Annotated in this window: 20 protein-coding genes; 10 read left to right on the forward strand and 10 right to left on the reverse strand. The window is 63.1% G+C overall.

The features are described 5' to 3' along the window. The first annotated feature begins 73 nt into the window (after positions 1 to 73). The gene (locus tag V1289_RS38660; protein WP_334404199.1) at positions 74 to 2,452 is read left to right on the forward strand and encodes an efflux RND transporter permease subunit; all 2,379 of its coding nucleotides are present in this window, start codon (positions 74 to 76) and stop codon (positions 2,450 to 2,452) included. A 39-nt stretch (positions 2,453 to 2,491) separates the two neighbouring features. On the opposite strand, the gene V1289_RS38665 is transcribed toward V1289_RS38660, so the two are convergent. After that, complete coding sequence (locus tag V1289_RS38665) at positions 2,492 to 2,995, reverse strand: hypothetical protein (RefSeq protein ID WP_334404201.1); 504 nt, start codon at positions 2,993 to 2,995, stop codon at positions 2,492 to 2,494. 429 nt (positions 2,996 to 3,424) lie between these two features. Here V1289_RS38665 and V1289_RS38670 point away from each other — a divergent pair, with 429 nt between their 5' ends. The 6 genes from V1289_RS38670 (at position 3,425) to V1289_RS38695 (ending at position 9,568) form a co-directional block, all read left to right on the forward strand. Next, positions 3,425 to 3,661, forward strand: a complete 237-nt coding sequence (locus V1289_RS38670; protein WP_309183733.1) for a hypothetical protein — start codon at positions 3,425 to 3,427, stop codon at positions 3,659 to 3,661. A gap of 189 nt (positions 3,662 to 3,850) precedes the next feature. Further along, positions 3,851 to 4,729, forward strand: coding sequence for a squalene synthase HpnC (hpnC, locus tag V1289_RS38675; protein ID WP_334404204.1), 879 nt, complete (start codon positions 3,851 to 3,853; stop codon positions 4,727 to 4,729). Then, positions 4,726 to 5,562 (forward strand): presqualene diphosphate synthase HpnD, encoded by an 837-nt coding sequence (gene hpnD / locus V1289_RS38680; RefSeq protein ID WP_334404206.1) that lies wholly within the window; start codon positions 4,726 to 4,728, stop codon positions 5,560 to 5,562. Before hpnC ends, hpnD begins: the two co-directional genes overlap by 4 nt. After that, positions 5,562 to 6,827 (forward strand): hydroxysqualene dehydroxylase HpnE, encoded by a 1,266-nt coding sequence (gene hpnE / locus V1289_RS38685; RefSeq protein ID WP_334404207.1) that lies wholly within the window; start codon positions 5,562 to 5,564, stop codon positions 6,825 to 6,827. Before hpnD ends, hpnE begins: the two co-directional genes overlap by 1 nt. 42 nt (positions 6,828 to 6,869) lie before the next feature. Next, complete coding sequence (gene shc / locus V1289_RS38690; protein WP_334404209.1) at positions 6,870 to 8,840, forward strand: squalene--hopene cyclase; 1,971 nt, start codon at positions 6,870 to 6,872, stop codon at positions 8,838 to 8,840. A gap of 17 nt (positions 8,841 to 8,857) precedes the next feature. Further along, positions 8,858 to 9,568: a phosphorylase gene (locus V1289_RS38695; protein ID WP_334404211.1), complete on the forward strand. Its 711-nt coding sequence runs from the start codon at positions 8,858 to 8,860 to the stop codon at positions 9,566 to 9,568. A gap of 133 nt (positions 9,569 to 9,701) precedes the next feature. Here the strand turns inward: V1289_RS38695 and hpnH are convergent, their stop codons facing one another. Both hpnH and ispH read right to left on the reverse strand, forming a co-directional pair. Continuing rightward, positions 9,702 to 10,862 carry an adenosyl-hopene transferase HpnH gene (gene hpnH / locus V1289_RS38700; protein ID WP_334404213.1) on the reverse strand — a complete coding sequence of 387 codons (1,161 nt, stop codon included), beginning with the start codon at positions 10,860 to 10,862 and terminating at the stop codon, positions 9,702 to 9,704. 40 nt (positions 10,863 to 10,902) lie between these two features. Beyond that, positions 10,903 to 11,829, reverse strand: a complete 927-nt coding sequence (ispH, locus tag V1289_RS38705; protein ID WP_309183740.1) for a 4-hydroxy-3-methylbut-2-enyl diphosphate reductase — start codon at positions 11,827 to 11,829, stop codon at positions 10,903 to 10,905. Between the two features lie 452 nt (positions 11,830 to 12,281). On the opposite strand from ispH, the gene V1289_RS38710 reads away from it, so the two are divergent. Beyond that, a complete protein-coding gene (locus V1289_RS38710) occupies positions 12,282 to 14,897 on the forward strand; it encodes an MMPL family transporter (protein ID WP_334404216.1) in 2,616 nt (871 codons plus the stop codon). Here V1289_RS38710 and V1289_RS38715 read toward each other — a convergent pair. Next, positions 14,838 to 15,485, reverse strand: coding sequence for a DUF2147 domain-containing protein (locus tag V1289_RS38715; protein ID WP_334404218.1), 648 nt, complete (start codon positions 15,483 to 15,485; stop codon positions 14,838 to 14,840). The genes V1289_RS38710 and V1289_RS38715 overlap by 60 nt on opposite strands. A gap of 100 nt (positions 15,486 to 15,585) precedes the next feature. On the opposite strand from V1289_RS38715, the gene hpnO reads away from it, so the two are divergent. After that, the gene (gene hpnO, locus V1289_RS38720) at positions 15,586 to 16,977 is read left to right on the forward strand and encodes an aminobacteriohopanetriol synthase HpnO (protein ID WP_334404219.1); all 1,392 of its coding nucleotides are present in this window, start codon (positions 15,586 to 15,588) and stop codon (positions 16,975 to 16,977) included. A 33-nt stretch (positions 16,978 to 17,010) separates the two neighbouring features. Here hpnO and V1289_RS38725 read toward each other — a convergent pair whose 3' ends face one another. The 6 genes from V1289_RS38725 to V1289_RS38750 form a co-directional block, all read right to left on the reverse strand. Beyond that, positions 17,011 to 17,784 carry an anti-sigma factor family protein gene (locus V1289_RS38725; protein ID WP_334404220.1) on the reverse strand — a complete coding sequence of 258 codons (774 nt, stop codon included), beginning with the start codon at positions 17,782 to 17,784 and terminating at the stop codon, positions 17,011 to 17,013. Next, positions 17,781 to 18,341: a sigma-70 family RNA polymerase sigma factor gene (locus tag V1289_RS38730; RefSeq protein ID WP_309183746.1), complete on the reverse strand. Its 561-nt coding sequence runs from the start codon at positions 18,339 to 18,341 to the stop codon at positions 17,781 to 17,783. The genes V1289_RS38725 and V1289_RS38730 overlap by 4 nt, the downstream gene beginning before the upstream one ends. A 91-nt stretch (positions 18,342 to 18,432) precedes the next feature. Further along, positions 18,433 to 18,846 (reverse strand): cupredoxin domain-containing protein, encoded by a 414-nt coding sequence (locus V1289_RS38735; RefSeq protein ID WP_334404221.1) that lies wholly within the window; start codon positions 18,844 to 18,846, stop codon positions 18,433 to 18,435. A 26-nt stretch (positions 18,847 to 18,872) separates the two neighbouring features. Further along, complete coding sequence (locus V1289_RS38740) at positions 18,873 to 19,820, reverse strand: metallophosphoesterase family protein (RefSeq protein ID WP_334404223.1); 948 nt, start codon at positions 19,818 to 19,820, stop codon at positions 18,873 to 18,875. Positions 19,821 to 20,033: 213 nt separating this feature from the next. Then, positions 20,034 to 20,333, reverse strand: coding sequence for a hypothetical protein (locus tag V1289_RS38745; RefSeq protein ID WP_334404225.1), 300 nt, complete (start codon positions 20,331 to 20,333; stop codon positions 20,034 to 20,036). Positions 20,334 to 20,342: 9 nt separating this feature from the next. Next, positions 20,343 to 21,962 carry a GMC family oxidoreductase gene (locus V1289_RS38750; RefSeq protein ID WP_334404227.1) on the reverse strand — a complete coding sequence of 540 codons (1,620 nt, stop codon included), beginning with the start codon at positions 21,960 to 21,962 and terminating at the stop codon, positions 20,343 to 20,345. Positions 21,963 to 22,220: 258 nt separating this feature from the next. On the opposite strand from V1289_RS38750, the gene V1289_RS38755 reads away from it, so the two are divergent. Next, positions 22,221 to 23,393: a M20 aminoacylase family protein gene (locus tag V1289_RS38755; RefSeq protein ID WP_334404229.1), complete on the forward strand. Its 1,173-nt coding sequence runs from the start codon at positions 22,221 to 22,223 to the stop codon at positions 23,391 to 23,393. Positions 23,394 to 23,410 lie beyond the last annotated feature (17 nt).

Consider the following 23,410-nt stretch of genomic DNA (forward strand, 5'->3'; position numbering starts at 1 on the left):
GAGCTGACAAAGCCTCATTCGCGCCCGGAACCCAAGCTAGACAATTTAAGCCGATGTGAGAACTGGACAGGGTATGCTCGAAAAGAACTCCGAAAGTCAGGTCCACGTCGCAGCGACGGAGGAGCGGCCGGCCGGCGCCAGCATCGCCTTCGGGCTCGAGCGTATCGGGCTGATCGCGGTTCAGAAGCCGGTCCTGTCCTGCATCATTCTGGTGGCGCTGATCATCGCGGCCCTTTTCGGCATCGATCGCATCAAGATCGACGATTCGCTGAGCCAGTTGTTCCGCTCCAATTCCAAGGACTACAAGCAATACGAGGCCGTGACCAAGCGCTTCCCGGCGACCGAATTCGACGTGCTGGTCGTGGTCGAAGGCAAGACGCTGCTGGCGCGCGATAACCTCGAGAAGTTGCGTGACATGGTGACCGACCTGCAACTGGTCGACGGCGTGCGCGGTCTGGTCTCGCTGTTTTCGGCGCGCCAGGCCCCGGCGCCCGGCAAGCTGCCCGCGGCGCTGTTTCCGCCGGAGCTGCCGGAGGGGGCTGCTTACGACAAGTTCGTCGAGACCGTTAAGTCCAACGAGATCATCCGCGGCAAACTGTTGTCCGAAGACGGCACGCTGGCGCTGGTCGTGCTCTCGCTCGAGCCGAATATCGTCGCCAGCAACAGCCTTACGAAGGCCGTCGGCGATATCAGGAAGATCATGGCCGACGATCTCTCGGGCAGCGGGCTCAACGCGCAGCTGTCCGGCGTCCCCGTCATGCAGCTCGAGATCCGCAACGCGGTCAAGCGCGACGGGCTGACCTACAACATTCTCGGCATTCTGGCCGGCTGCATCATCGCGATCATCTTCTTCCGCAAGATATCGTTCATGGTCGTTGCGGCGTTTCCGCCGATCATCGCGATCCTGCTCGCGCTCGGCGGCCTCGGCTGGGCCGGTTTCAATCTCAACATGTTCCTGAACGTGATGACGCCGCTGATCATGGTAATCAGTTTCTCGGACTCGATGCAGCTGACGTTTGCGGCGCGCGACCGGCTGATCGCGGGCCAGGACAAATACACCGCGTTCAGGAACGCCGTGATGGTGGTGGGGCCGGCCTGCGTGCTGACCCATGGCACCGCCGGCATCTCGTTCATCGCCCTGCAATTTTCGAATTCCGAGCTGATTCGCAAATTCGGCGAGGCGGGACTAGCCGCCACCATCATCGCGCTGATCGCCGTGCTGTCGCTGGTGCCGGTTTTCGGCGTGCTTCTGGTGCGCAACGAAAAAGTCTTTGCGGTGAAATTCCAGAGCGCCGACGCCGGCGTTCAGGCGCTGCGCAATTTCTGCTACTGGATCGCGGTGCGCATGGTTAGCCGCCCCGGTCTGTTCAGCCTGATCGCGGTGATCGTCGTCGGCGGTCTCGGCATCGTCTACGCCAATCTGGAGCCGCGCTATCGGCTCGCCGATCAGGTGCCGGACAAGCGGCAGGCGGTGGCGGCTTCAAGCCGCCTGGATGCCAAGCTCACGGGCGCCAATCCGGTCGATGTGCTGATCGAATTCCCCAAGGGCGCCTCGCTCTACGCGCCGGAAACCCTGAAGACGATCGCCGATGTCCATTCGATGGTCGAAACCGCAGCCGGCGTCGGCAACGTCTGGTCGCTGGAAACCTTGCGCCGCTGGCTCGCTGAAAAGGCCGGCAGTTCGGATGTCGCGACGCTGAAGGAATATGTCGGCGTGATTCCCGAACATCTGGTTCGGCGCTTTATCTCGGCCGATCAGGATGCGGTGGTGGTGTCGGGCCGGGTACCCGATCTGGATTCGAGCGAGCTGCTTCCCGTGGTGAATAAACTCGATTCCGCGCTCGACAAGGTGCGCGCCGAGCATCCCGGTTACGAGATCGCGGTCACCGGTCTGTCGGTGATCGCCGCGCGCAACAGCGCCAACATGATTGAAAAACTCAACCGCGGCCTGACCGTCGAATTCCTGCTGGTTGCGATCTTCATCGGTCTGGCGTTCCGCTCTGTCGTGGTGATGTTCTCCTGCATCCTGCCCGGCATTTTCCCGGTCGTGATGTCGGGCACGGTGCTGTGGCTGCTCGGCGAAGGGCTGCAATTCGCCAGCGTCGTGGCGCTCACCGTGTCGTTTGGCCTCGGCCTCAGCGCGACGATCCACTTCCTCAACCGCCTGCGACTCGAAAGAAAGCCGGGCATCAGCGCGGAACTGGCGGTGGAGCGCGCCACCGTGCTAGTCGGTCCGGCACTGATCCTGACCACGGTGGTGCTGGCTTGCGGCCTGGTCGTAACGGTGTTTTCCGACCTGCCGTCGCTGCGCCTGTTCGGCTGGCTCAGCGCGTTCTCGATGATCGCAGCCCTCGTCGCCGACCTCTTCATCCTGCGGCCGACGTCGATGTTCCTGATCAATTTGTCGGATAAGCTTCGCGGGACCGCAGGTCACGCGAAGCCGGCAGAGTAGGTCTGGTGTTGAGTTGGGGTACCGGACGAAGGGCTTAGATCAGCCCTTCGTCATCGTGATCGAGACGCCGCGGATTTCGCCCTTGGAGTCGATCTGGACGATCTGCTTGCTGCCGTTGGTGCGCAGGTTCAGATTGGCGGCAAAGCCGGAAGCCTCGACGAACACGTCGATCTGGCCGCCGCCCGCGGTGCCCTGCAGATTGCCGAAGATGTTGCGGCTCTTCTCGCTCCAGTTGCCGGAGATGCGGTCGCCCTGGCTGGTGACGTCGCTACTGAGATCGAACTTGTAGCTGTCGCTGGCGCAATGCAGGTTCTGCTTCAGGCCGAGCCCGGAGGCGTTGACCTTGTAGTCGGCCTTGCAGCGGATGTGCTCGGTGGTGCCGTTGGACAGCGCAACCGTGCCCGTGCCGCTCCAGGAACCGTCAAAACCGGCAAACGGCCCTGACGCCTGGGCGTGACCTGCCGAGACCGACAGCATGAGCGCGGCGCCGACGCCTGCAGCCTTGACCGCCTGACCGAACAAGCTGGAACCAAACATTTTCATAGCGAATTTTCCCATCAAAATAGACGTTCTTTCGAAAAGACCCGTCTCGCCGCATCGAAGATTTAGTGTCCCCGCAGTATGTTAGGTTCAAAATGACAAAATGCCGGTTGCGGCAATCGCCGCGCAAATAGCATTTCACTCAGCGGAATCAAACCATCCGATGATCCAGGCGTCGCGGGCACGCATCTAACTTTCCGCCGCCATCGTCTGCAACAGCCATTTTCGAACAAAACTAGCCTTAAAAATACACTCTATATATCAAATGGTTGTCCGGGAGGCGGGCCCCACTGCAAATTTGGCCGCATTTACCAGTGCTTGTTCTTTTTTCGTTGCTGCGGTACGCGGCGTCTGCAATCCCAACAAATCCGTCCCGGCCATGCCGAAACGCAATTCGGGAACGGGTTTTTGCTGCCTAAATGAAGGAATACGATGCGTAAATTTCTCCTGGTTCTCGCCCTTATGTCGACATCGGTTTCGTCGGATGCCTTTGCCCAGCAGCAACGCAGCGGCACGCCCGAGGAGCAAAAGGCCTGCGCCCGTGACGTGCAGCGCTACTGCCGCCCGGTGATCGATCAGGGCGACTTCACCATCCTCGCTTGCCTCCAGACCAATCGCCCCAAGATATCCGTGGCGTGCGATCAGGTGCTGAAAAGCCACGGGCAATAGACCGCGCGCGCATCCAAAAGTCGCCGCAAGGCGCGTGACCGGCGTGTGAGATCCGGCACGCAGGCATGCATGGCTGGCTGAGATAGCATTGGTTTTGGCGGCGTATTCCCCTATATGGGGCACGCGATCCCTCGCATGCGCTGAGCATCGGCGTATGCGCCATGCCCAGATGAATGTAGCCAGTTCCTGATGACCAGCGCGAGCGATCTGCGATCCGGAAAGACCCACCGCGACGAGAATTTTCCGGTCGCGTCGTGGATCATTCATCCGCGTCACCGGGCGCTGATCCTGGCGTTCTACAATTTCGTCAGGACCGCCGACGATATTGCCGATCACGCGACGCTGAGTGCCGAGGAAAAGCTCGGCTACCTCGATCTGCTCGAAGCCGAATTGCTGGGCAAGGGCGACACGCAGAAGGAGGCGGTCAATCTGCGGATCGCGCTGGCCGAGCGCGCGATGCCGCCGCGTCATGCGCTCGATGTCCTGATCGCGTTCCGGATGGACGTGACGAAACTTCGCTACGAGAATTGGGACGACGTCATTCATTATTGCCGCTACTCGGCGATGCCGGTCGGGCGCTTCATGCTCGACGTGCATGGCGAGAGCACCTCGACCTGGGCCGCGTCGGACGCGCTGTGCGCAGCCTTGCAAATCAACAACCATCTGCAGGATTGCGCCAAGGATTACCGGGATCTCAACCGCGTCTACCTGCCGCGCGACGCGCTGGCGGCCTCGGGGGCGACCGTCGAAATGCTGGGAGCGCCGAAGTCGCCCACGGCGCTGCTGCAATGCCTGCAGGCGCTGGCGGTGCGGACCGCAACGCTGCTCGACGAAAGCAAATCGCTCGCCGCCGAGGTGAGGGATTTCCGGCTCGGGCTCGAGATTTCGGTGATCCAGGCCTTCGCCGACAGGATTGTCGGCATGCTGAAAGTGCGCGATCCCCTCAGCGAGCGCGTGCATCTTGGTCCGCTCGAACTGCTCGGTCAGAGCGTCGGTGGCATCGCCAGCGAGATCGCGCGCCGTGCGGTCGGACGCCGGCCCGTGTCGAAACCGGCGGCCGGCGCATGACGCTCGAGGCGGCGGCCAACGCAAATTACGATACGACCGCGTCCGGCAGTTCGTTCTACGCGGCGATGCGCATCCTGCCGCGCGAACAGCGCGAGGCGATGTTCCAGATCTACAGTTTTTGCCGTCAGGTCGACGACATCGCGGATTCCGACGGCCCGCGGCCCCAACGGCTGGCCGCGCTGCAGCAGTGGCGCGATGATATCGACGCGCTTTATCAGGGCCGCCCGCCGGCGCGGCTGCAGGATTACGTGGCGTCGGTTCGAAGGTTCGGTCTCAAGCGCGAGGACTTCCTGGCCATCGTCGATGGCATGGAGATGGACGTGCCGCAGGACATCCGCGCGCCGGATCTGGCCACGCTCGATCTGTACTGCGACCGCGTCGCCAGCGCCGTCGGACGTCTGTCGGTGCGGGTGTTCGGTTTGCCCGAGAATGACGGCATCCTGCTCGCCCATCACCTCGGCCGCGCGCTGCAATTGACCAACATCCTGCGCGACATCGACGAGGACGCGGGCTTTGGCCGTCTGTACCTGCCGCGCGAAGGCCTGCTGCATGCCGGGATCACCAGCGACGATCCGCTCAAGGTGTCGGCCGACCGGGCGTTGCCGAAAGTATGCCTGCCGCTGGTCGAGCGGGCGAGGGCGCATTTCGAAAAGTCCGACGAGATCATGAAGCGCAATTCGCGGCGCGCGGTGCGCGCGCCAAGGATCATGTCGAAATATTATCGCGCGATACTGGAGCTATTGGTTGCACGGGGATTCGCATCCCCGCGCGCGCCGGTTCGCGTCAACAAGATGGCCAAGCTCGCCATCCTGCTCCGTTACGCGATCATCTGATGCAGAAAACCGTTCATATCATCGGCGCCGGCATTTCCGGCCTCTCGGCGGCCGTCCGGCTGGCCAACGCCAATTACAGGGTGCACGTCCACGAGGCGACGCAAACGGCCGGCGGCCGCTGTCGATCCTATTTTGATGCCGCGACCAATCTCATGATCGACAACGGCAATCATTTGCTGCTGTCGGGCAACCGCCACGCGTTGGCCTACGCCAGATCGATCGGCACCGAGGCCGGGCTGGTCGGACCGAAGCGGGCGCAATTTCCGTTCGTCGACCTGACCAGCGGCAAGCGCTGGCAGCTCGATCTCGGCGACTCCAAATTGCCGCTCTGGGTGTTCGATGCGGCGCGCCGCGTGCCCGACACCGGCCTGCTGGATTATCTCGCGCTGATGCCTCTGATCTGGGCAGGGACGGACAAGCTGGTCGGCAACGCGATCCCTTGCGACGGCACGCTGTACCAGCGGCTGGTGCAGCCGCTGTTGTTGGCCGCGCTCAACGTCGACCCGCCCGAGGGCTCGGCGGGCCTTGCCGGCGCGATTGTGCGGGAAACCCTGCTGGCCGGCGGCCAGGCCTGCCGGCCGCTGATCGCGCGCGACGGTTTGAGTTCGGTGCTGATCGAGCCCGCGGTCAAGCTGTTGCAGGAAAAAGGCGCCACCATCCAGTTCGGGCATGAGCTGCGCGAGTTCGTGATGACGGGCGACAAGGTCGGCGGCTTGAAATTTGGCGACGACACGATCGCCCTCGGAGCCGACGATGCCGTGGTGCTCGCCGTTCCGCCGCGCCCGGCGGCTTCGCTGCTGCCGGGCCTGAAAACGCCGTCGAAATTCCGCGCCATCGTCAATGCGCATTTCCGCTTCGATCCGCCAAAGGATGCGCCGGCCATCCTCGGCGTCGTCGGCGGACTGGTGGAGTGGCTGTTTGCGTTTCCGCAGCGGTTGTCGGTCACCATCAGCAATGGCGACCGGCTGGTCGATATGCCGCGCGAGGAACTCGCGCAGGCGATCTGGCGGGACGTCTGCAAGGCCGCGGGTGTGCAGGGCGAATTGCCGCCGCCATTACCTCCTTGGCAGATCGTGCGCGAACGCCGTGCGACGTTCGAGGCGACGCCGGAGCAGAATGCGCTGCGGCCGGGCCCGGTCACGGCCCTTAAAAACCTGTTTCTCGCCGGCGACTGGACTGATACGGGGTTGCCGGCAACCATCGAGGGTTCGGTGCGGTCCGGGGATCGTGCTGCCGATCTGGTTCTGGCGAGGCCGCCGGGCTGATCGGACACAGCGCCGCCGGTCCGCCGGTCGCGCAAACAGGGGATGTCGAGCGAAATGCTTTCCGGCCATCACACCGCCGCAGTCGATCAAGCCGCGCTGGAGAAGAGCATCTCCCGGGCGACGCAGGCGCTGCTCGGCTATCGCCAATCCGACGGGCACTGGGTCTTCGAACTGGAACCCGACAGCACGATCCCGGCGGAATATGTGCTGCTGCGCCACTATCTCGGCGAGCCCGTCGACAGCGTCCTGGAGGCCAAGATCGCGAACTATCTGCGCCGCGTCCAGGGCGATCATGGCGGCTGGCCGCTGGTGCAGGACGGCGCGTTCGACATGAGCGCCAGCGTCAAATGCTATTTTGCGCTGAAGATGATCGGCGATTCCGTCGACGCGCCGCATATGGTGCGGGCGCGCCAGGCGATCCTGTCGCGCGGCGGCGGCATCCACAGCAACGTTTTCACCCGGTTCATGCTGGCGATGTTCGAGGTGCTGACCTGGCGCAGCGTGCCGGTGCTGCCGATCGAGATCATGCTGCTGCCGATGTGGTCGCCGTTCCACATCAACAAGATCTCGTACTGGGCGCGCACCACGATGGTGCCGCTGATGGTGCTAGCGGCGCTGAAGCCGCGCGCGAAAAACCCGAAAGGCGTCGGCATCGACGAGTTGTTCCTGCAGGATCCGCGTTCGATCGGCATGACCGCCAAGGCGCCGCATCAAAGCTGGGGCTGGTTCGCGCTGTTCCGCGCGCTGGACATCGTGCTGCGGTTTCTCGAACCGATGTTTCCCAAGAAGCTCCGCGCGAGGGCGATCGAGCGCGCCGTTGAATTTATCGAAGTGCGGCTGAACGGCGAAGACGGGCTTGGCGCGATCTATCCGCCGATGGCCAACGCCGTGATGATGTATGAGGCGTTCGGCAGGCCCGCGGATTATCCACCGCGCGCCGTCACAAGGCGGGCTCTCGACAAGCTGCTCGTGATCGGCGAGCACGAAGCCTATTGCCAGCCCTGCGTTTCGCCGGTGTGGGACACCGCGCTCGCCTGCCACGCGATGATCGAAGCCGGTGGTGAGGCGATGCTGCCGGCCAAGCAGGGCCTGGATTGGCTGAAGCCGAAGCAGGTGCTGGACCTCAAGGGCGACTGGGCCGTGAAACGCCCCGACGTGCGGCCGGGCGGTTGGGCGTTCCAGTACAACAATGACTATTATCCCGATCTCGACGACACCGCCGTGGTGGTGATGGCGATGGATCGCGTACGGCGGCAATCCGGCAGCGGCGAATACGACGTTGCGATCGCGCGCGGCCGCGAGTGGATCGAGGGCATGCAGAGCCGCAACGGCGGCTGGGCCGCCTTCGACGTGGACAACCTCGAATACTACCTCAACAACATCCCGTTCTCCGACCATGGCGCGCTGCTCGATCCGCCGACCGAGGACGTCACCGCGCGCTGCATCTCGATGCTGACGCAACTCGGCGAGACCGCCCAGACCAGCAAGGCGGTGGCGGACGGGGTCGCCTATCTGCGCCGGACCCAGTTGGCGGAGGGATCGTGGTACGGCCGCTGGGGGCTGAACTACGTCTATGGAACCTGGTCGGTGCTGTGCGCGCTCAATGCCGCCGGAATCGACCACCAGGACCCGATGATGCGCAAGGCGGTGGACTGGCTGATTTCGATCCAGAACCGGGATGGCGGCTGGGGCGAGGATGCGGTCAGCTACCGACTCGACTACAAGGGATTTGAGGGCGCGTCGTCGACCTCCTCGCAAACGGCATGGGCCTTGCTTGGACTGATGGCGGCGGGCGAGGTCGAAAACCCGGCTGTCGCCCGTGGCGTGGAGTACCTAAAAACCACACAGACCGAAAAAGGGCTGTGGGACGAGGCCCGTTACACGGCAACAGGCTTTCCGAGGGTGTTTTACTTGCGTTATCATGGCTACTCGAAGTTCTTTCCGCTCTGGGCGCTGGCGCGGTATCGAAATTTGAGCAGCACCAACAGCAGGGTGGTAGGGGTCGGGATGTGATTTTGGCGGGGGCCGCCGTGACCGTGGGCAATGCGATTGATCCACGGCCGGTTTTGATCGTGACAGGTTTGGTGCAGGAGGCCCGCATAGCGGCCGGGCCCGGCATGATCGTAATCTGCAGTTCGAGCGATCCGCAGCAATTGCGCGCGCTGCTCGCGACGCTGGATTCATCCACATTCAGGGGCGTCATCTCGTTCGGCGTCGCCGGCGGGCTCGATCCGTCGCTGAAGTCCGGCGACGTGGTGGTGGCGACCGAAGTGTATGCCGGCGACACCCGCTTTCTGGCCGGTCTTGCGCTCAACGAGGAAATGATCGCCAGCGCCGCGCTGCGCCGCCGGCGCGTGGTCCGGGGCGTTCTGGCGGGGGTGGAACAGGTGATCGCGGCGACGGCCTGCAAGGCGGCGCTGCACTCCGAGACGGGAGCTGCTGCCGTCGACATGGAGAGCCATATTGCGGCGGCCTATGCGGCCGAGGCTGGCCTTCCGTTCGCAGCCTTGCGGGTCATCAGCGATCCGGCCAGCCGCGCGCTGCCGGCGCTCGCCATGAGCGCGGTCAAGCCGAACGGCGATATCGACCTGCGCAAGGTGCTGCGCGGGGTTGCGCGCAACCCGACAACGCTGCGCGCGCTGGTCTCGACCGGGATCGATTTCAATCGCGCGCTGCGTTCCCTGCGCGGCTGCCGGGGCTTTCTGCTCGGCGGCGAGGGGCTCGTCACCGCGGATATCTGACAGGCGCTGGCGTCAAGCCGGCTTGAATAAAAAACGCCGCTCCCAGAGAGCGGCGTTTTCGCGTTTTGGCGGTAACTTTCCGATCAGCCCTAAAAGCGCAACGAAAGACAACCCGTTGTGCCTCCGGCCGCGCTCAGGCGGCGGTGGACGCCTTTTGCTGCTGCTTCGCCGCGGCGGCAGCCGCCTCATCCTTGCGGATCTCCGACAGCCGCTTCTGCACCTCGGCCGAGAAGATGTACTGCGCCGGACGCTGCTTATCGAGATTGATCTCGGGCGCCATCGGACCCGTGGTCCTGACGCCGCGCAGCGCCACCCACATTGCCTTCAACGGATTGGCCAGCGCCGCGTTCGCCGCCGTCGGCTCGTAGCCGCAATGCGCCATGCAGTCCGCGCACTTCTCGTACTTGCCGGTGCCGTAGGTCTCCCAGTCGGTGGTCTCCATCAATTCCTTGAAGGTCTTGGTGTAGCCCTCGCCGAGCAGATAGCAGGGCTTTTGCCAGCCGAAGATGTTGCGCGCGGGCATGCCCCAAGGCGTGCATTCGTATTCCTGGTTGCCGGCGAGGAAGTCGAGGAACAGGCCGGAATGCATGAAGTTCCACTTCTTGCCCTTGCCGAGCGCAAACACGTCGCGGAACAGTTTCTTGGTCTTGGTGCGGTTGAGGAAGTGCTCCTGGTCGGGCGCGCGCTCATAGGCGTAGCCGGGCGACATCGAGACGCCGACGCCAAGCTCGGTGGTGAAGTCGAGGAATTTGGCGATCTCTTCCGCCGGATGGCCGTCGAAGATGGTGGCGTTGACGTTGACGGTGAAGCCGCGGGCTTTCGCCGCCTTGATCGCCGACACCGCGCGGTCGAACACGCCCTTCTGCGACACCGCCTTGTCGTGGTGCTCCTTCAGGCCGTCGAGATGCACCGAGAAGAACAGGTAGGGCGACGGCTCGAACAGGTCGAGCTTCTTCTCGAGCAGCAGCGCGTTGGTGCACAGCGAGACGAACTTCTTGCGGGCGACGAGGCCGCGCACGATCTCGCCGATCTCCTTGTGGATCAACGGTTCGCCGCCGGGGATCGCCACCATCGGCGCGCCGCATTCATCGGCCGCGTCCCAGCATTCCTGCGCCGACATGCGGCGATTGAGGATCGCATCGGGATAGTCGATCTTGCCGCAGCCGACGCATGCGAGATTGCAGCGGAACAACGGTTCCAGCATCAGCACCAGCGGATAGCGTTTCCGGCCAAGCAGCCTCTGCTTGATGAGGTAGCCGCCGATACGCATTTCCTTGAAGAACGGTATTGCCATCACAAGTTTTCTTTCTGGACCTAACAAGTCGTGAAGTGGATCAGCCCGCAGTCAGTTCGGCTGGGAGCCGGAATTCGATATTTTCTTCCCGGCCGGAAAGCACCGAGACCTTGACGGGTCCGATGCGCCTCAAAGCCTCGATCACGTCGTCGACCAAAACTTCGGGCGCCGAGGCGCCCGCCGTAATGCCGACGGCTTTCGCATCCTTCAGCCAATCGGGGTTGAGCTCGCTGCCATCGGCAATGAGATAACTCGCGACGCCGACTTCGGTGCCGATTTCCCGCAGCCTGTTTGAGTTGGAACTATTGGCGGCCCCCACCACCAAAATGACGTCCACCAGTTTGCTCAGATCCCTTACCGCAGATTGGCGGTTCTGTGTCGCATAGCAGATATCCCGGATGTCCGGGCCTTGAATATCCGTAAATCGGGCCTGAAGGGCGGCAATTATGTCTTTTGTGTCGTCCACGCTCAGGGTGGTCTGGGTGATATAGGCCACCGGGGTGTCGGCCGGCAGCGTCAGGGCCGCCACGTCGTCGACGTTCTGGACCAGCAGAACCGGGCCTGGAACCTGGCCCATGGTCCCCTCGACCTCGGGATGGCCGGCATGGCCGATCAGGATCAGGGCCCGGCCTTTCGACATATAGCGCTTGCCCTGATTATGGACCTTGGTGACCAGCGGGCAGGTGGCATTGAGGACCGGCAGGCCGCGGACCGCAGCCTCCTCCTCGACGCTCCGTGCCACGCCATGGGCGCTGAACACGGTCACGGCGAGCGGCGGTACCTCCGACAAATCCTCGACGAAAATAGCGCCTTTGTTCTTCAGGCTTTCGACCACGTATTTATTGTGGACGATCTCGTGGCGCACATAGACCGGCGGGCCATACTTCTCGAGCGCACGCTCGACGATCTCGATGGCACGCACGACGCCCGCGCAAAACCCGCGCGGTTGAGCCAAATACACTTCCATGGGACGTCCACTACGCAAGTTGCACCAAAATCATTCAAAAGCCCCCGTGCCGTCGGATATGCCCGATATCTGCAATATTCGCACCATGACCGGTTCCGGCGCTTAAATCCCGGCCCAAGCGCATGGAAGCACAGGGCTTTGTGTCAAAAAATCAGCGCTTAGAAAAGGTGCAACGCGAAAGCTCGCGCCCCGCCATCCCGGGCTACGGTAATATGATACGCCCCGCTCGTCCCCTGCGACCCTCTTGCCTTCGCTGGCCGCCACTTTATCGCCCTTCGTGGCGGTCTATACCGAGCCTTCAACGCCGTTTTGCACTGTTTTGTTGCCCGTTCTTGAACCCCGAAGACGGTAACCAAAACAACATTAGATCGGTCCCTGGAACTCCGCTAGACAGCGGGCGTTTTCGGCAAGCTCCTTAAGCCCAAGCTCCTTAAGCCTGAGAAAGAATCGATGTGCTGACAAGTACTGTTGTCTCGATTGTTAGAACGTGTACGCGGTTTGCCATTCCTGTTGTGATTGTCTCGCTGGTCCTCGCGATCGGCGCGGGCTTCTATACCGCCCGGAACTTCTCCATCAACACCGACATCAACAAGCTGATTTCGCCCGAGCTCGACTGGCGCAAGCGCGACAATCAGTTCGAGGAGGCGTTCGACCGGGAGCGGCTGATTCTGGCCGTGGTCGAGGCGCCGACGCCTGAACTCTCCAGTGCCGCGACCAAGGCGCTGACGCGGAAGCTTTCCGGCGACACCAGGAATTTCGAGTCGGTGACGCCGCTCGGTTCGGGCGAGTTCTTTGAAAAGAACGGGCTGTTGTTCTTGCCGGTGGAAGAGGTCGGCCAGGTCACCGGCCAGCTCGAATCCGCAGCGCCCCTGATCGAGATCATGGCCGGCGATCCCTCGATCCGTGGTTTGACCGGCGCGCTGGAAACTGGCCTCGCCGGCATCAAGCGCGGGCAGGCCAAGCTGGAAAATGCCGAGCGGCCCTTCAACCTGATCGCCCAGACCGTCGAGAACGTGGTGAGCAAGGGAACCGGCACGTTCTCCTGGCGCGAGCTCACCAGCGACAAGCCGTTGACCGACGCCGACCGGCGTTCCTTCATCGAATTCAAGCCGATTCTCGATTACAACGCGCTGCAGCCCGGCAAGGACGCCACCGACGCGATCAGGCAGGCGGCCAAGGATCTCAATTTCGCCAGCGAATACGGCGCGCGGGTCCGGCTGACCGGACCGGTTCCGATGGCCAATGAAGAATACGCCACGGTGCAGGACGGCGCGATCACCAATGGCATCGGCACCGTCGTGATCGTGCTTGTGATTCTCTGGCTGGCGCTGCACTCGGCGAAGATCATCTTCGCCGTGTTCGTCAATCTGTTCGTCGGTCTTTCGGTCACCACCGCGGTCGGCCTGATGATGGTGGGCTCGCTGAACCTGCTGTCGATCGCATTCGCGGTGTTGTTTGTCGGCCTCGGCGTCGACTTCGGCATCCAGTACAGCGTCCGCTACCGCTCGGAGCGGTTCAAGAACGACAATTTGCCGCTGGCGCTGGAGAATGCGGCGCGTCGCGCCGCGGTGCCGCTCTCGCTTGCGGCGATGGCGACGGCGGCGGGTTTCCTGTGCTTCCTGCCGACCGACTACAAGGGCATCTCGGAGCTCGGCAAGATCGCCGGCGCCGGCATGCTGGTTGCGTTCCTGACCAGCATCACGACGTTGCCGGCGCTGTTGGACCTGCTCAATCCTCCCGGGGAAAAGGACCCCGTCGGCTATGCGTTCCTGGCGCCGGTTGACCACTTCCTCGAAAAGCATCGCGTCATCATCATCGTCGGCACGCTGCTGGTGGCGGTGGCGGGTCTGCCGCTGCTCTATTTCATGAAGTTCGACTTCAATCCGATCAATCTTCGCAACAAGAACGCCGAGTCGATCGCGACCTTCCTCGATCTGAGAAAGGATCCGAACACCGGCGCCAATGCCATCAATGTGATGACGAATTCGGAGGCCGACGCGAAGAAGATCGAAGCAAAGCTGGAGAAGCTGCCGGAAGTGCTTCGCGTCATGTCGCTCGACAGCTTCGTTCCGGAGGACCAGCCGGCCAAGCTGAAGCTGATCGCGCAGGCCGCCAAGGTGGTTGGTCCGGCGCTGAATCCCGATTCCATCGATGCGGCGCCCTCTGACGCGGAGAATGTGGACGCGCTGAAGAGCTCGGTTGAGAGCCTGCGCAAAACCGCCGGCGACAACAAGAGTGCGGGCGCCAACGCCGCGCGACGGCTGGCTGACGCGCTGTCAAAGCTTGCCGAATCCAGTCAGGCCACGCGCGAAAAGACCCAGGATGTTTTCGTCGCCCCGCTCAAGATCGTGTTCGACCAGTTGAAGAACACGCTGCAGGCGCAGCCGGTCAGCCTGAAGACGCTGCCGGCCGATCTCGTCAACGGCTGGAAGACCAAGGACGGCCTGATGCGCGTCGAGGCCTTGCCGAAGGGCGATCCCAACGACAATGACAATCTGCGCCGGTTCGCCGATGCCGTTCTGGTCGCCGAGCCGACCGCGATCGGGGGACCGGTCTCGATTCTCAAATCCGGCGACGTCGTCGTGAGCGCGTTCATCCACGCCGGTATCTACGCGCTGGTCGTGATCGGCCTGTTGCTCTGGCTGACGCTGCAGCGGATCACCGACGTGCTGATGACGCTGATCCCGCTGCTGGTGGCCGGCATCGTGACGCTGGAGATCTGCGTGTTGATCGGGCTGCCGCTCAATTTCGCCAATATCGTAGCATTGCCGCTGCTGCTCGGCGTCGGCGTCGCGTTCAAGATTTATTATGTGACGGCGTGGCGCTCGGGCAGAACGAACCTGCTGCAGACCAGCCTGACGCGCGCGATCTTTTTCAGCGCGATGACGACGGCCACGGCGTTCGGCAGCCTGTGGCTGTCGAGCCATCCGGGTACAGCCAGCATGGGCAAGCTGCTGGCGCTGTCGCTCGTCACCACCCTTGCCGCGGTGCTGCTGTTCCAGCCCGCGCTAATGGGCAAACCGCGCAATATCGGGAAGGAGACAGATATCGCCAACGACGTCACCTGACGGCGCGGCGGCCTGCTTTTGTCCGGCAGGCTTGGGAGCGGGGTTCACTGAACCGGTGGTCTTCGGGCTGACCGGTGCTCCAGCCTTCGCCTGAGCAGGCGTCGTGCCCTTCACCGCACCCTTGGCCATGCTGTTGGCCGGACTTGAGGGGATCGGGGGCGCGACGCGGGTCCAGGTCTCGCCGCCGCAAAGAAAGCCCAGCACGCAGCCTTGAATCTCGAGCTGGTCGGTACCAATTGGCCTGATGGTCGAGCTGTAGAACTGTCCGTCCTTGGCGTTATAGACTTGGCCTTCCCACGCATCGACGCCGGCCTTTTTCTTCATGTCGATCAGGATCGGCATGCCGAGCGTCGGCCTTGTCTGCCTTGAGGCATCCGGATTGTGAATATCCTTGCCACCCGGCGTTTGCTCCCAGGCAACGGCACCCCACATGCTGCCATTGCATTGTGCGACTCGGATGTTGGCGACACCATCGGCCACCTTCCAGTCGCCGGTCGGGTCGGCCGCCAGCGCCGAGCCAAGACCGGTGGCCAAAAAAAGTCCGGAATAGGCTATTGTGCGCGCGATCGTTCTTGGGCAGTGCAACATGGTTTGAACCTATGCTTAATTAATGATCCAGTGGGGGGCAAACGCGCCGCAATGAGCGTTTTCAGTTGACGAAATGGCCATCAAGCGAAGTATGTAGCGGATGCTAAGTTCAAATCTAGACGTTTCCGAGATGTTTGTGGAGCGGCAGGCGCAGCGCAGTTCCATGCATGCGCGCTATTTGAACGAGCAACTCGTTCGCGTGCTCAAGACGATCGGCTATGATGTCGGCTTTCAGAAGGGGCAAGGTCAATATCTCTTCGATCGCGAAGGGGCCAAGTATCTCGATCTACTGAGCGGTTTTGGCGTTTTTGCGATTGGCCGCAATCATCCGGCGCTGCGCCACGCGCTCAAGAGCGTGCTCGACAGCGATTTGCCCAATCTGGTGCAGCTTGACGTTTCAACGCTGGCGGGCGTGCTCGCCGAGCGCTTGCTCGAACATGTCCCATATCTGGACAAGGTGTTCTTTGCCAATTCCGGCGCGGAAACCGTCGAAGCCGCGATCAAGTTCGCGCGCGGCGCGACCGGCCGGCCCGGCATCGTCTACTGCGCCCATTCTTTCCACGGGCTGTCCTACGGCGCGCTGTCGCTGACCGACGATCCGAATTTTCGCGGCGGCTTCGAGCCGCTGCTGCCGGGGTGCACCGCCATCCCTTTTAACGATCTCGCAGCGCTCGAGCAGGCCCTGTCGTCGCGACAGGTCGCCGCCTTCATCGTCGAGCCGATCCAGGGCAAGGGCGTCAACATGCCCTCCGATGAATTCCTGCCGGGGGCGGCCGCACTCTGCCGCAAATACGGATCGTTGTTCATCGCCGATGAGATCCAGACCGGCATCGGCCGCACCGGAAAATTCCTCGCGGTCGAGCACTGGAATGTCGAACCCGACATGGTGCTGCTGGCGAAGGCGCTGTCCGGCGGACACGTCCCGGTCGGCGCGCTTCTGACCCGCAAGAGCATCTTCGACAAGATCTTCAATCAAATGGACCGCGCCGTCGTGCACGGCTCGACCTTTGCGAAAAATGACTTGGCGATGGCGGCCGGTATCGCCACGCTCGAAGTGATGAAGGCCGAAAAACTGGTCGAACAGGCGGCCAAGCGCGGCGCCGAACTCCGGCTGGCGCTGACCCGAATGGTCCCGGGCTACGAATTGCTGAAGGAAGTGCGCGGCAAAGGCTTGATGATCGGGGTCGAGTTCGGTCCGCCGAAATCGCTGCGGCTCAAGGCATCCTGGAATGTGCTGGAAACCGCCAACAAGGGCCTGTTCTGCCAGCTCATCACCGTGCCGCTGTTCAAGGATCACAAGATCCTGACGCAGGTCTCCGGCCATGGCAGCCACACCATCAAGCTGCTGCCGCCGCTCGTCATCACCGACGAGGATTGCAGCTGGATCGAAAAGGCGTTCGACACCGTGATCGCCTCCAGCCACAAGGTCCCCGGCGCGATCTGGTCGCTCGGCAAGACGCTGGTCGACAACGCGGTGCGGAAGTCGGCGTAGGCAACAATTCCAGCCGTCAATGCCGTCCTGCTGTTAGCCGGTATTGCTTCCCATCGCGGCCTCGAACTTGTCGCCGAATTCGGCGAGTTCGTCCTTGGCGAGATCGCTGACCGCCCAGTAGTTCAATCCCCGATTGCTCCAGTGCCGGATGTTGAAACCCTGCACCGTTTCGATTTTCGCCGAGCGGCGTTCGGTGCTGGCGGTCTGCGCCACGAACAGATTGATCACGTGCTGGCGCCTTCGATAGACCACCGCGCCGATGGCGCGGGCGTCGACGTAATCGAGCCGGCCGCCGATCAGCGTAAAGCCCTGCGCGGTCAGGTCGATCACCGGCGGCGACACGTCGAGCTTGCCATTGAACCACGGCTTTACCGTGTGCTGGTCGGTGGAGATCACGTCGATGAGATGTCCTGCCTGCAGCGAGCGCAGATGCGCCGACACCACCTCGGACTGGATCCGCTCCATGTCGTCGTTGCGCAGCACGATGGCGACGAGACCGGTCGCGGCCAGCGCTGACACCGCCGATCCCATCGCAAAGCCGCGCAGCACCGCGCGCCGGCTCGGCATCGGCACCACCTGCGCCTGGGGTTGCGGCAGCGCGGCCTCGATGCGCCGGCGCAATTCAGGCGGGGCCTTGTAGCGCAGATCGGCGTCCGCCACCGCCTTGCTCATTTCGCGAAAGTCGCTCAGCGCCGCCGCACAGTGCTGGCAGCCTGCAATATGGGTTTCGACGTCGCGCGCATGTCCGGCGTCGAGTTCGCCGTCGATCAGCGCGTGAAGAAGAACTTCGGCTTCGTCGCAGGTCATTTCACTTGCTCCTGTTCCGCCATCCATGCCGATCGCAGCATGGCGCGGGCGCGCGCGAGCCGGGACATCACGGTGCCGACCGGCACCTCGGCGACATCGGCGATCTCGCGGTATGAAAGATTCTGGATTTCCCGCAGCACAAAAGTCTCCCGGAACGGTTCGGCGAGCGCAGCCACCAGCCGGCGGATGGTGTCCGAATCCCAGCGGCGCAACACCTGCGCCTCCGGCGTTTCCTGGGTTTCGTGCCACAGCGGCGCCTGTTCGGCGCTCTCGGGCACGTCCTCGATCGCGCTGGTCGGCGTGGTTGCCCGGCGTGCATATTCGGCGCGGCAGACATTGCGCAGGATCGCGAACAGCCACGGCTTCATCGCCGGCCCGCGATAGCTGTCGAAATGCTTGAACGCGCGCAGGTAACATTCCTGCACCGCGTCCTCGGCGTCGGCGGCGTTGCGAAGCAGATAGCGCGCCAGCGTATAGGCGTCATCCAGATACGGCAGTGCGGCTTCGCGAAACCGCCGCGCCTTTTCTGGATTGTCGTCGGATGCTTTGACGGGCATCGCCTCTCGTCCGGCTGCTACAGACAACAACGGTGCCCGGCCGGGTTCGATCCAGCCGCCGGACACCGCAGTGTTGCCTTGGTTTTGCAGGCTATTCAACCTTGACTGTCCCTGTCATATGCGGATGCAGCGAACAAAAATACTTGTATTCGCCGGCCGTCGTGAACGTGAACGAGAAGGTGCCGTCGGTATCCATGGTCTTCGATCTGAACTTGCCCGCGGAGACAATCGTATGCGGAATGTCGTCGCGGTTGGTCCAGGTCACGGTCGTGCCGACCTTCACCGTGAGCTGTGCCGGCTCGAAGGTGAAATTGTCGATCATCACCTTGGTGTCTTCGACCTTGGCGGTTTCGACCTTGGTAGTTTCGACCTTGGCGTCTTCAGCACTGGCGAAATTGACATGCAGGAGCATGGCCGCAGCGATGGCGAGGCCAAGGCTTCGAATGCCAAGGCTTCGAATGCCAAGCCTTTGACGACCAAGGCTGCAGAGAGTTGCCGATATCATTTTCAAGTTCCTCTGGTCTCTGGTTCTCAGCCCTGCAGCGGGGTGTCGATGATCGCGAGGGGCTGGTTGTTCTGCTTGAAGTTGATGGTGGCGACGCCGAGCAGGCCGCGAAGCTTGGCGTCTTCGACCTTCATCGGTCCGGGTGACGGGGCGGTGCCCGGCACCGGCTGCGGGAAGGCGGTCGAGCGCGCGGTGTGGAAGGTGACGTTGCCTTCGACCTTCTGCATCACCTGGTGGATATGGCCGTTGAGCACCGTCACCGAGCCGAAACCCTTGACGTATTCCAGCGCGCGGGCGCCGTCCTCGGTGCCCCAGCCCCACTGCGGATACACGGTCCAGAGCGGGATATGGGCAAACAGCACGACCGGGGTCGATTTCGATTTCCCCTTGAGGTCGTCCTCAAGCCATTCGAGCTGTTCGTTGCCGAGATTGCCGAGGCCACCGGCCTTGAGGTCGACCACGTTGACGAGGCCGACGAAATGCACGCCGCCGGCGTCGAACGAATACCAGCCAGCGCCCTTGGTGCCCTTGCCGTAACGCTCCTTGTAGAGCTTGACCTCTTCGTCGATGAAATCGTGCTCGCCGGGCACGTAATGCACGTCGAGCTTGGCCTGCGAGATGATGCGTTCGGCGTTGTCGAATTCGGCGGCCTTCGACAGATGCGTGATGTCGCCGGTGTGGATCATGAACGATGGCTTGGTCGGGATCGCCTTGACCTTGTTGATGGCTTCTTCCAGCGTGCCGAGCGCGTTCGGATTGGCCGGCTTATCGAAGCCGACATGGCTGTCGCTGATCTGCAGGAAGGTCATTCCGGCCGGTTCGGCGGCCTCCGCGGAGTCGACAAGTCCGAGCGATCGGGGCACGCCGCCCGTAACCGTCCAGAGCACGCCGGTGCCCGCCCAGGTCATGCATTCCAGGACGCGGCGGCGGCTGACGCCCGGGTTTTCGTCGTCGTGATGGTCGTGGTGGCTCATGACAAATCTCCCAGAGCCCTTGATTGGGCTTCCGGGGACGGGATCGGGCCGGGGCGGGGTTTATTCCCGGGCTTCCCGGCCCTCCCGCCGGAACCAGCGGGACGGTGGTAACGTTTCCGTGAACGGGGAGGGCGTCCGGCCGGCCCGGCTGCAACAATGCTGTCTTGCCGCCGTCAGCACCGTGTCAGGTGACCTGCGTAAACCAGCCGGACCTCAATCGCCAGACCGGGAGAGCCAGACATGAGCGACCACGCAGGCATCGAGCACCATCACAAGGCTGCCGAGCACCACGAACACGCCGCCAGGCATCACCGCGAAGCCGCCAAGCACCACGAGGCCGGCGATCACGAGAAGGTCGCGCACCACGCCTACAGCGCCCATGGCCATGCCAGCCATGCCGAGGAACATCATGCCGAGGCCAGCCGTCACCACGCCGAGCACCACGGCCAGCACTAATTCGGTCTGGTACCGCGTAGCGTCGCGTGTGGCCGTCCCTGTCACAAGGGACGGCATTTTTTTGCGCTATCGCGAATCCCCAAGGATCATCGCCGCACCCTTTTCCGCAATCATCGCCGTCGGCGTGTTGGTATTGCCCGAGGTGATCGTCGGCATCACCGAAGCATCGGCTATGCGAAGGCCCGCGATGCCGTAAAAACGCAGCCGTTCATCGACGACGGCCGCCGGGTCGGACGCCGCGCCCATCTTCGCGGTGCCGACGGGATGGAAGATCGTGGTGCCGATGTCGCCGGCGGCTTTCGCCAGCGAGGCATCGTCGTCGCCGACGGCAGGGCCCGGCAAAAATTCCTGCGGGTGATATTTCGAAAGCGTCTTCTGCTTCATCAGCCGCCGCGTGGTGCGGATGGCGTCGGCGGCAACCTGGCGGTCGTCGTCGGTCGAGAGATAATTTGGCGCGATCGCGGGCTTTTCGTCGGGCTGCGCCGAGCGGATGCGCACGGTGCCGCGCGAGGTCGGCTGCAGGTTGCAGGCGCTGACCGTGATCGCGGGAAAACGGTGCAGGGGATCGCCGAACTTGTCGAGCGACAGCGGCTGCACGTGGAACTGGATGTTGGCGCGCTCGCGGGTAGCGTCGGAGCGGGTGAAAATGCCGAGCTGCGACGGCGCCATGGTCAACGGCCCACGGCGGCGGAAGGCATAGTCGAGGCCCATCAGGCCGCGGCGGAACAAATTGTAGTAGGTCTCGTTCAGCGTGCGGACGCCTTGCACCTTGTAGATCGCGCGCTGCTGCAGATGGTCCTGCAGATTGCGCCCGACGCCGGGCTTGTCGAGCACGACGTCGATGCCGAGCGGGCTGAGCCAGTCCGCAGGGCCGATGCCGGAGCGGTGCAGCACCTGCGTCGATCCGATCGAACCGGCGCAGAGGATCACCTCGCCTTTGGTGCGGGCCTCGACGACCTCGCCGCCTTGCATGAACCGCACGCCGACGGCGCGGCCGTGCTCGACGATCAGGCGATCGACCAGCACGTTCTTCTCCAGCCGCAGATTGGCGCGGTTCAGCACCGGCTTGAGAAAACCGCGTGCCGAGGACCAGCGCCGTCCGCGCTTCTGGTTGACATGGAAATAGCTGACGCCCTCATTGTCGCCGGTGTTGAAATCGGCAATCCGCGGGACGCCCATTTCCACCGCGGCATCGCCGACCGCATCTAGAATGTCCCAGGACAGCCGCGGCGCCTCGATGCGCCAGCCGCCGCCGGTGCCATGATGTTCGCTCTCGCCGAGAAAGTGATCTTCCAGCCGCCGGAAGTGCGGCAGCACGTCGTCATAGCCCCAGCCGGTGAGGCCGAGCTGACGCCAGTGATCGTAATCGGCGGCCTGTCCGCGCATCGAGATCATGGCGTTGATGGCCGAGGAGCCGCCGATCACCTTGCCGCGGGGATAGGCCAGCGCGCGGCCATTGAGGCCGGGTTCGGGCTCGGTCTTGAACATCCAGTCCGAACGGGGGTTGCCGATCGCAAAGAGATAGCCGACCGGGATGTGAAACCAGATCCAGTTGTCGTTGCCGCCGGCCTCCAGGATCAGCACGCGGTTGTTGGCGTCGGCCGACAGCCGGTTGGCCATGATGCAGCCGGCCGTGCCCGCGCCGACGACGATATAGTCGAAATCACCTTCAAGCCTGCGCGGCATTTCCCTTGCTTCCGCCCCCTCGCGGCCGTCATGCCCGGGCTTGTCCCAGGCATCCACGTCCTTTTGGTGCTAATAGTCAGACGTGGATGGCCGGGCAAAGGCAAGCGGAAGCGACGCCGTCCTTCGGACGACTATGCCCGGCCATGACGACTTTGGTAGGTGCCCCGGTAGATGGGGCTCTGCGCCATAGTGTTGGGTGGACCGCCCCTCGCGTGCTACAGAGGGCCAAATACTCCAACCCGAAGTCGAGAACCCCTCATGCCCATCGTCAACCGCGTCGCCGATCTGCAATCCGATATCCAGGCCTGGCGCCGCGATATCCATGAAAACCCCGAATTGCTGTACGAGGTGCACCGCACTGCGGCATTCGTGGCGGATCGCCTGCGCGAATTCGGCTGCGATGAGGTCGCCACCGGTCTCGGCCGCACCGGCGTGGTCGGCGTCATCAAGGGCAAGAAGCCCGCCGGCAACGGCGACATCAGGGTGATCGGGCTGCGGGCCGACATGGATGCGCTGCCGATCGAAGAAGAAACCAACCTTCCTTACGCCTCGAAGACGCCGGGTTTGATGCATGCCTGCGGCCATGACGGCCACACCGCGATGCTGCTCGGCGCCGCCCGCTACCTCGCCGAGACCCGGAACTTTGCCGGCGACGCGGTCGTGATCTTCCAGCCGGCGGAAGAAGGCGGCGCCGGCGCGGACGCGATGATCAAGGATGGGTTGATGGACCGTTTTGGCATCGAGCAGGTTTACGGCATGCATAATGGTCCGGGAATTCCGGTCGGCTCGTTCGCGATCCGGCCAGGTCCGATCATGGCCGCAACCGATTCGATCGACATCAGGATCGAAGGCCTTGGCGGTCACGCCGCCCGGCCGCACAAATGCATCGACTCCGTGCTGGTCGGCTCGCAGCTGATCACCGCACTGCAATCGATCGTCGCGCGCACCGTCGATCCCCTGGATTCGGCGGTGATCTCGATCTGCGAGTTTCACGCCGGCAATGCCCGCAACGTGATCCCGCAGACCGCCGAGTTGCGGGGCACCGTGCGCACCCTGACCCAGGAAGTCCGGGAATTGGTCGAGAAGCGCGTTCGCGAAGTCGTGGCCGGTGTCGCGCAGATGACCGGCGCCAAGATCGATCTGGTTTATGAGCGCGGCTATCCCGTGACGAAAAATCACGCCTCGCAGACCGATATCGCGATCCAGGTGGCGAAGGAAATCGCCGGCGACGCCAATGTCATGGAAGCGCCGCCGATGATGGGCGCGGAAGATTTCTCCTATATGCTGCAGGCGCGGCCGGGTGCGTTCATCTTCTGCGGCAATGGCGACACCGCCGGATTGCATCACCCCGCCTATAATTTCAACGACGATGCGATCGTGTACGGCACCTCGTACTGGATCAAGCTGGTCGAGAACACGCTGGCGGCGTGATTTGGCAGGCGTCATTG

The organism is Bradyrhizobium sp. AZCC 2289, assembly GCF_036924615.1.
GTDB lineage: Bacteria > Pseudomonadota > Alphaproteobacteria > Rhizobiales > Xanthobacteraceae > Bradyrhizobium.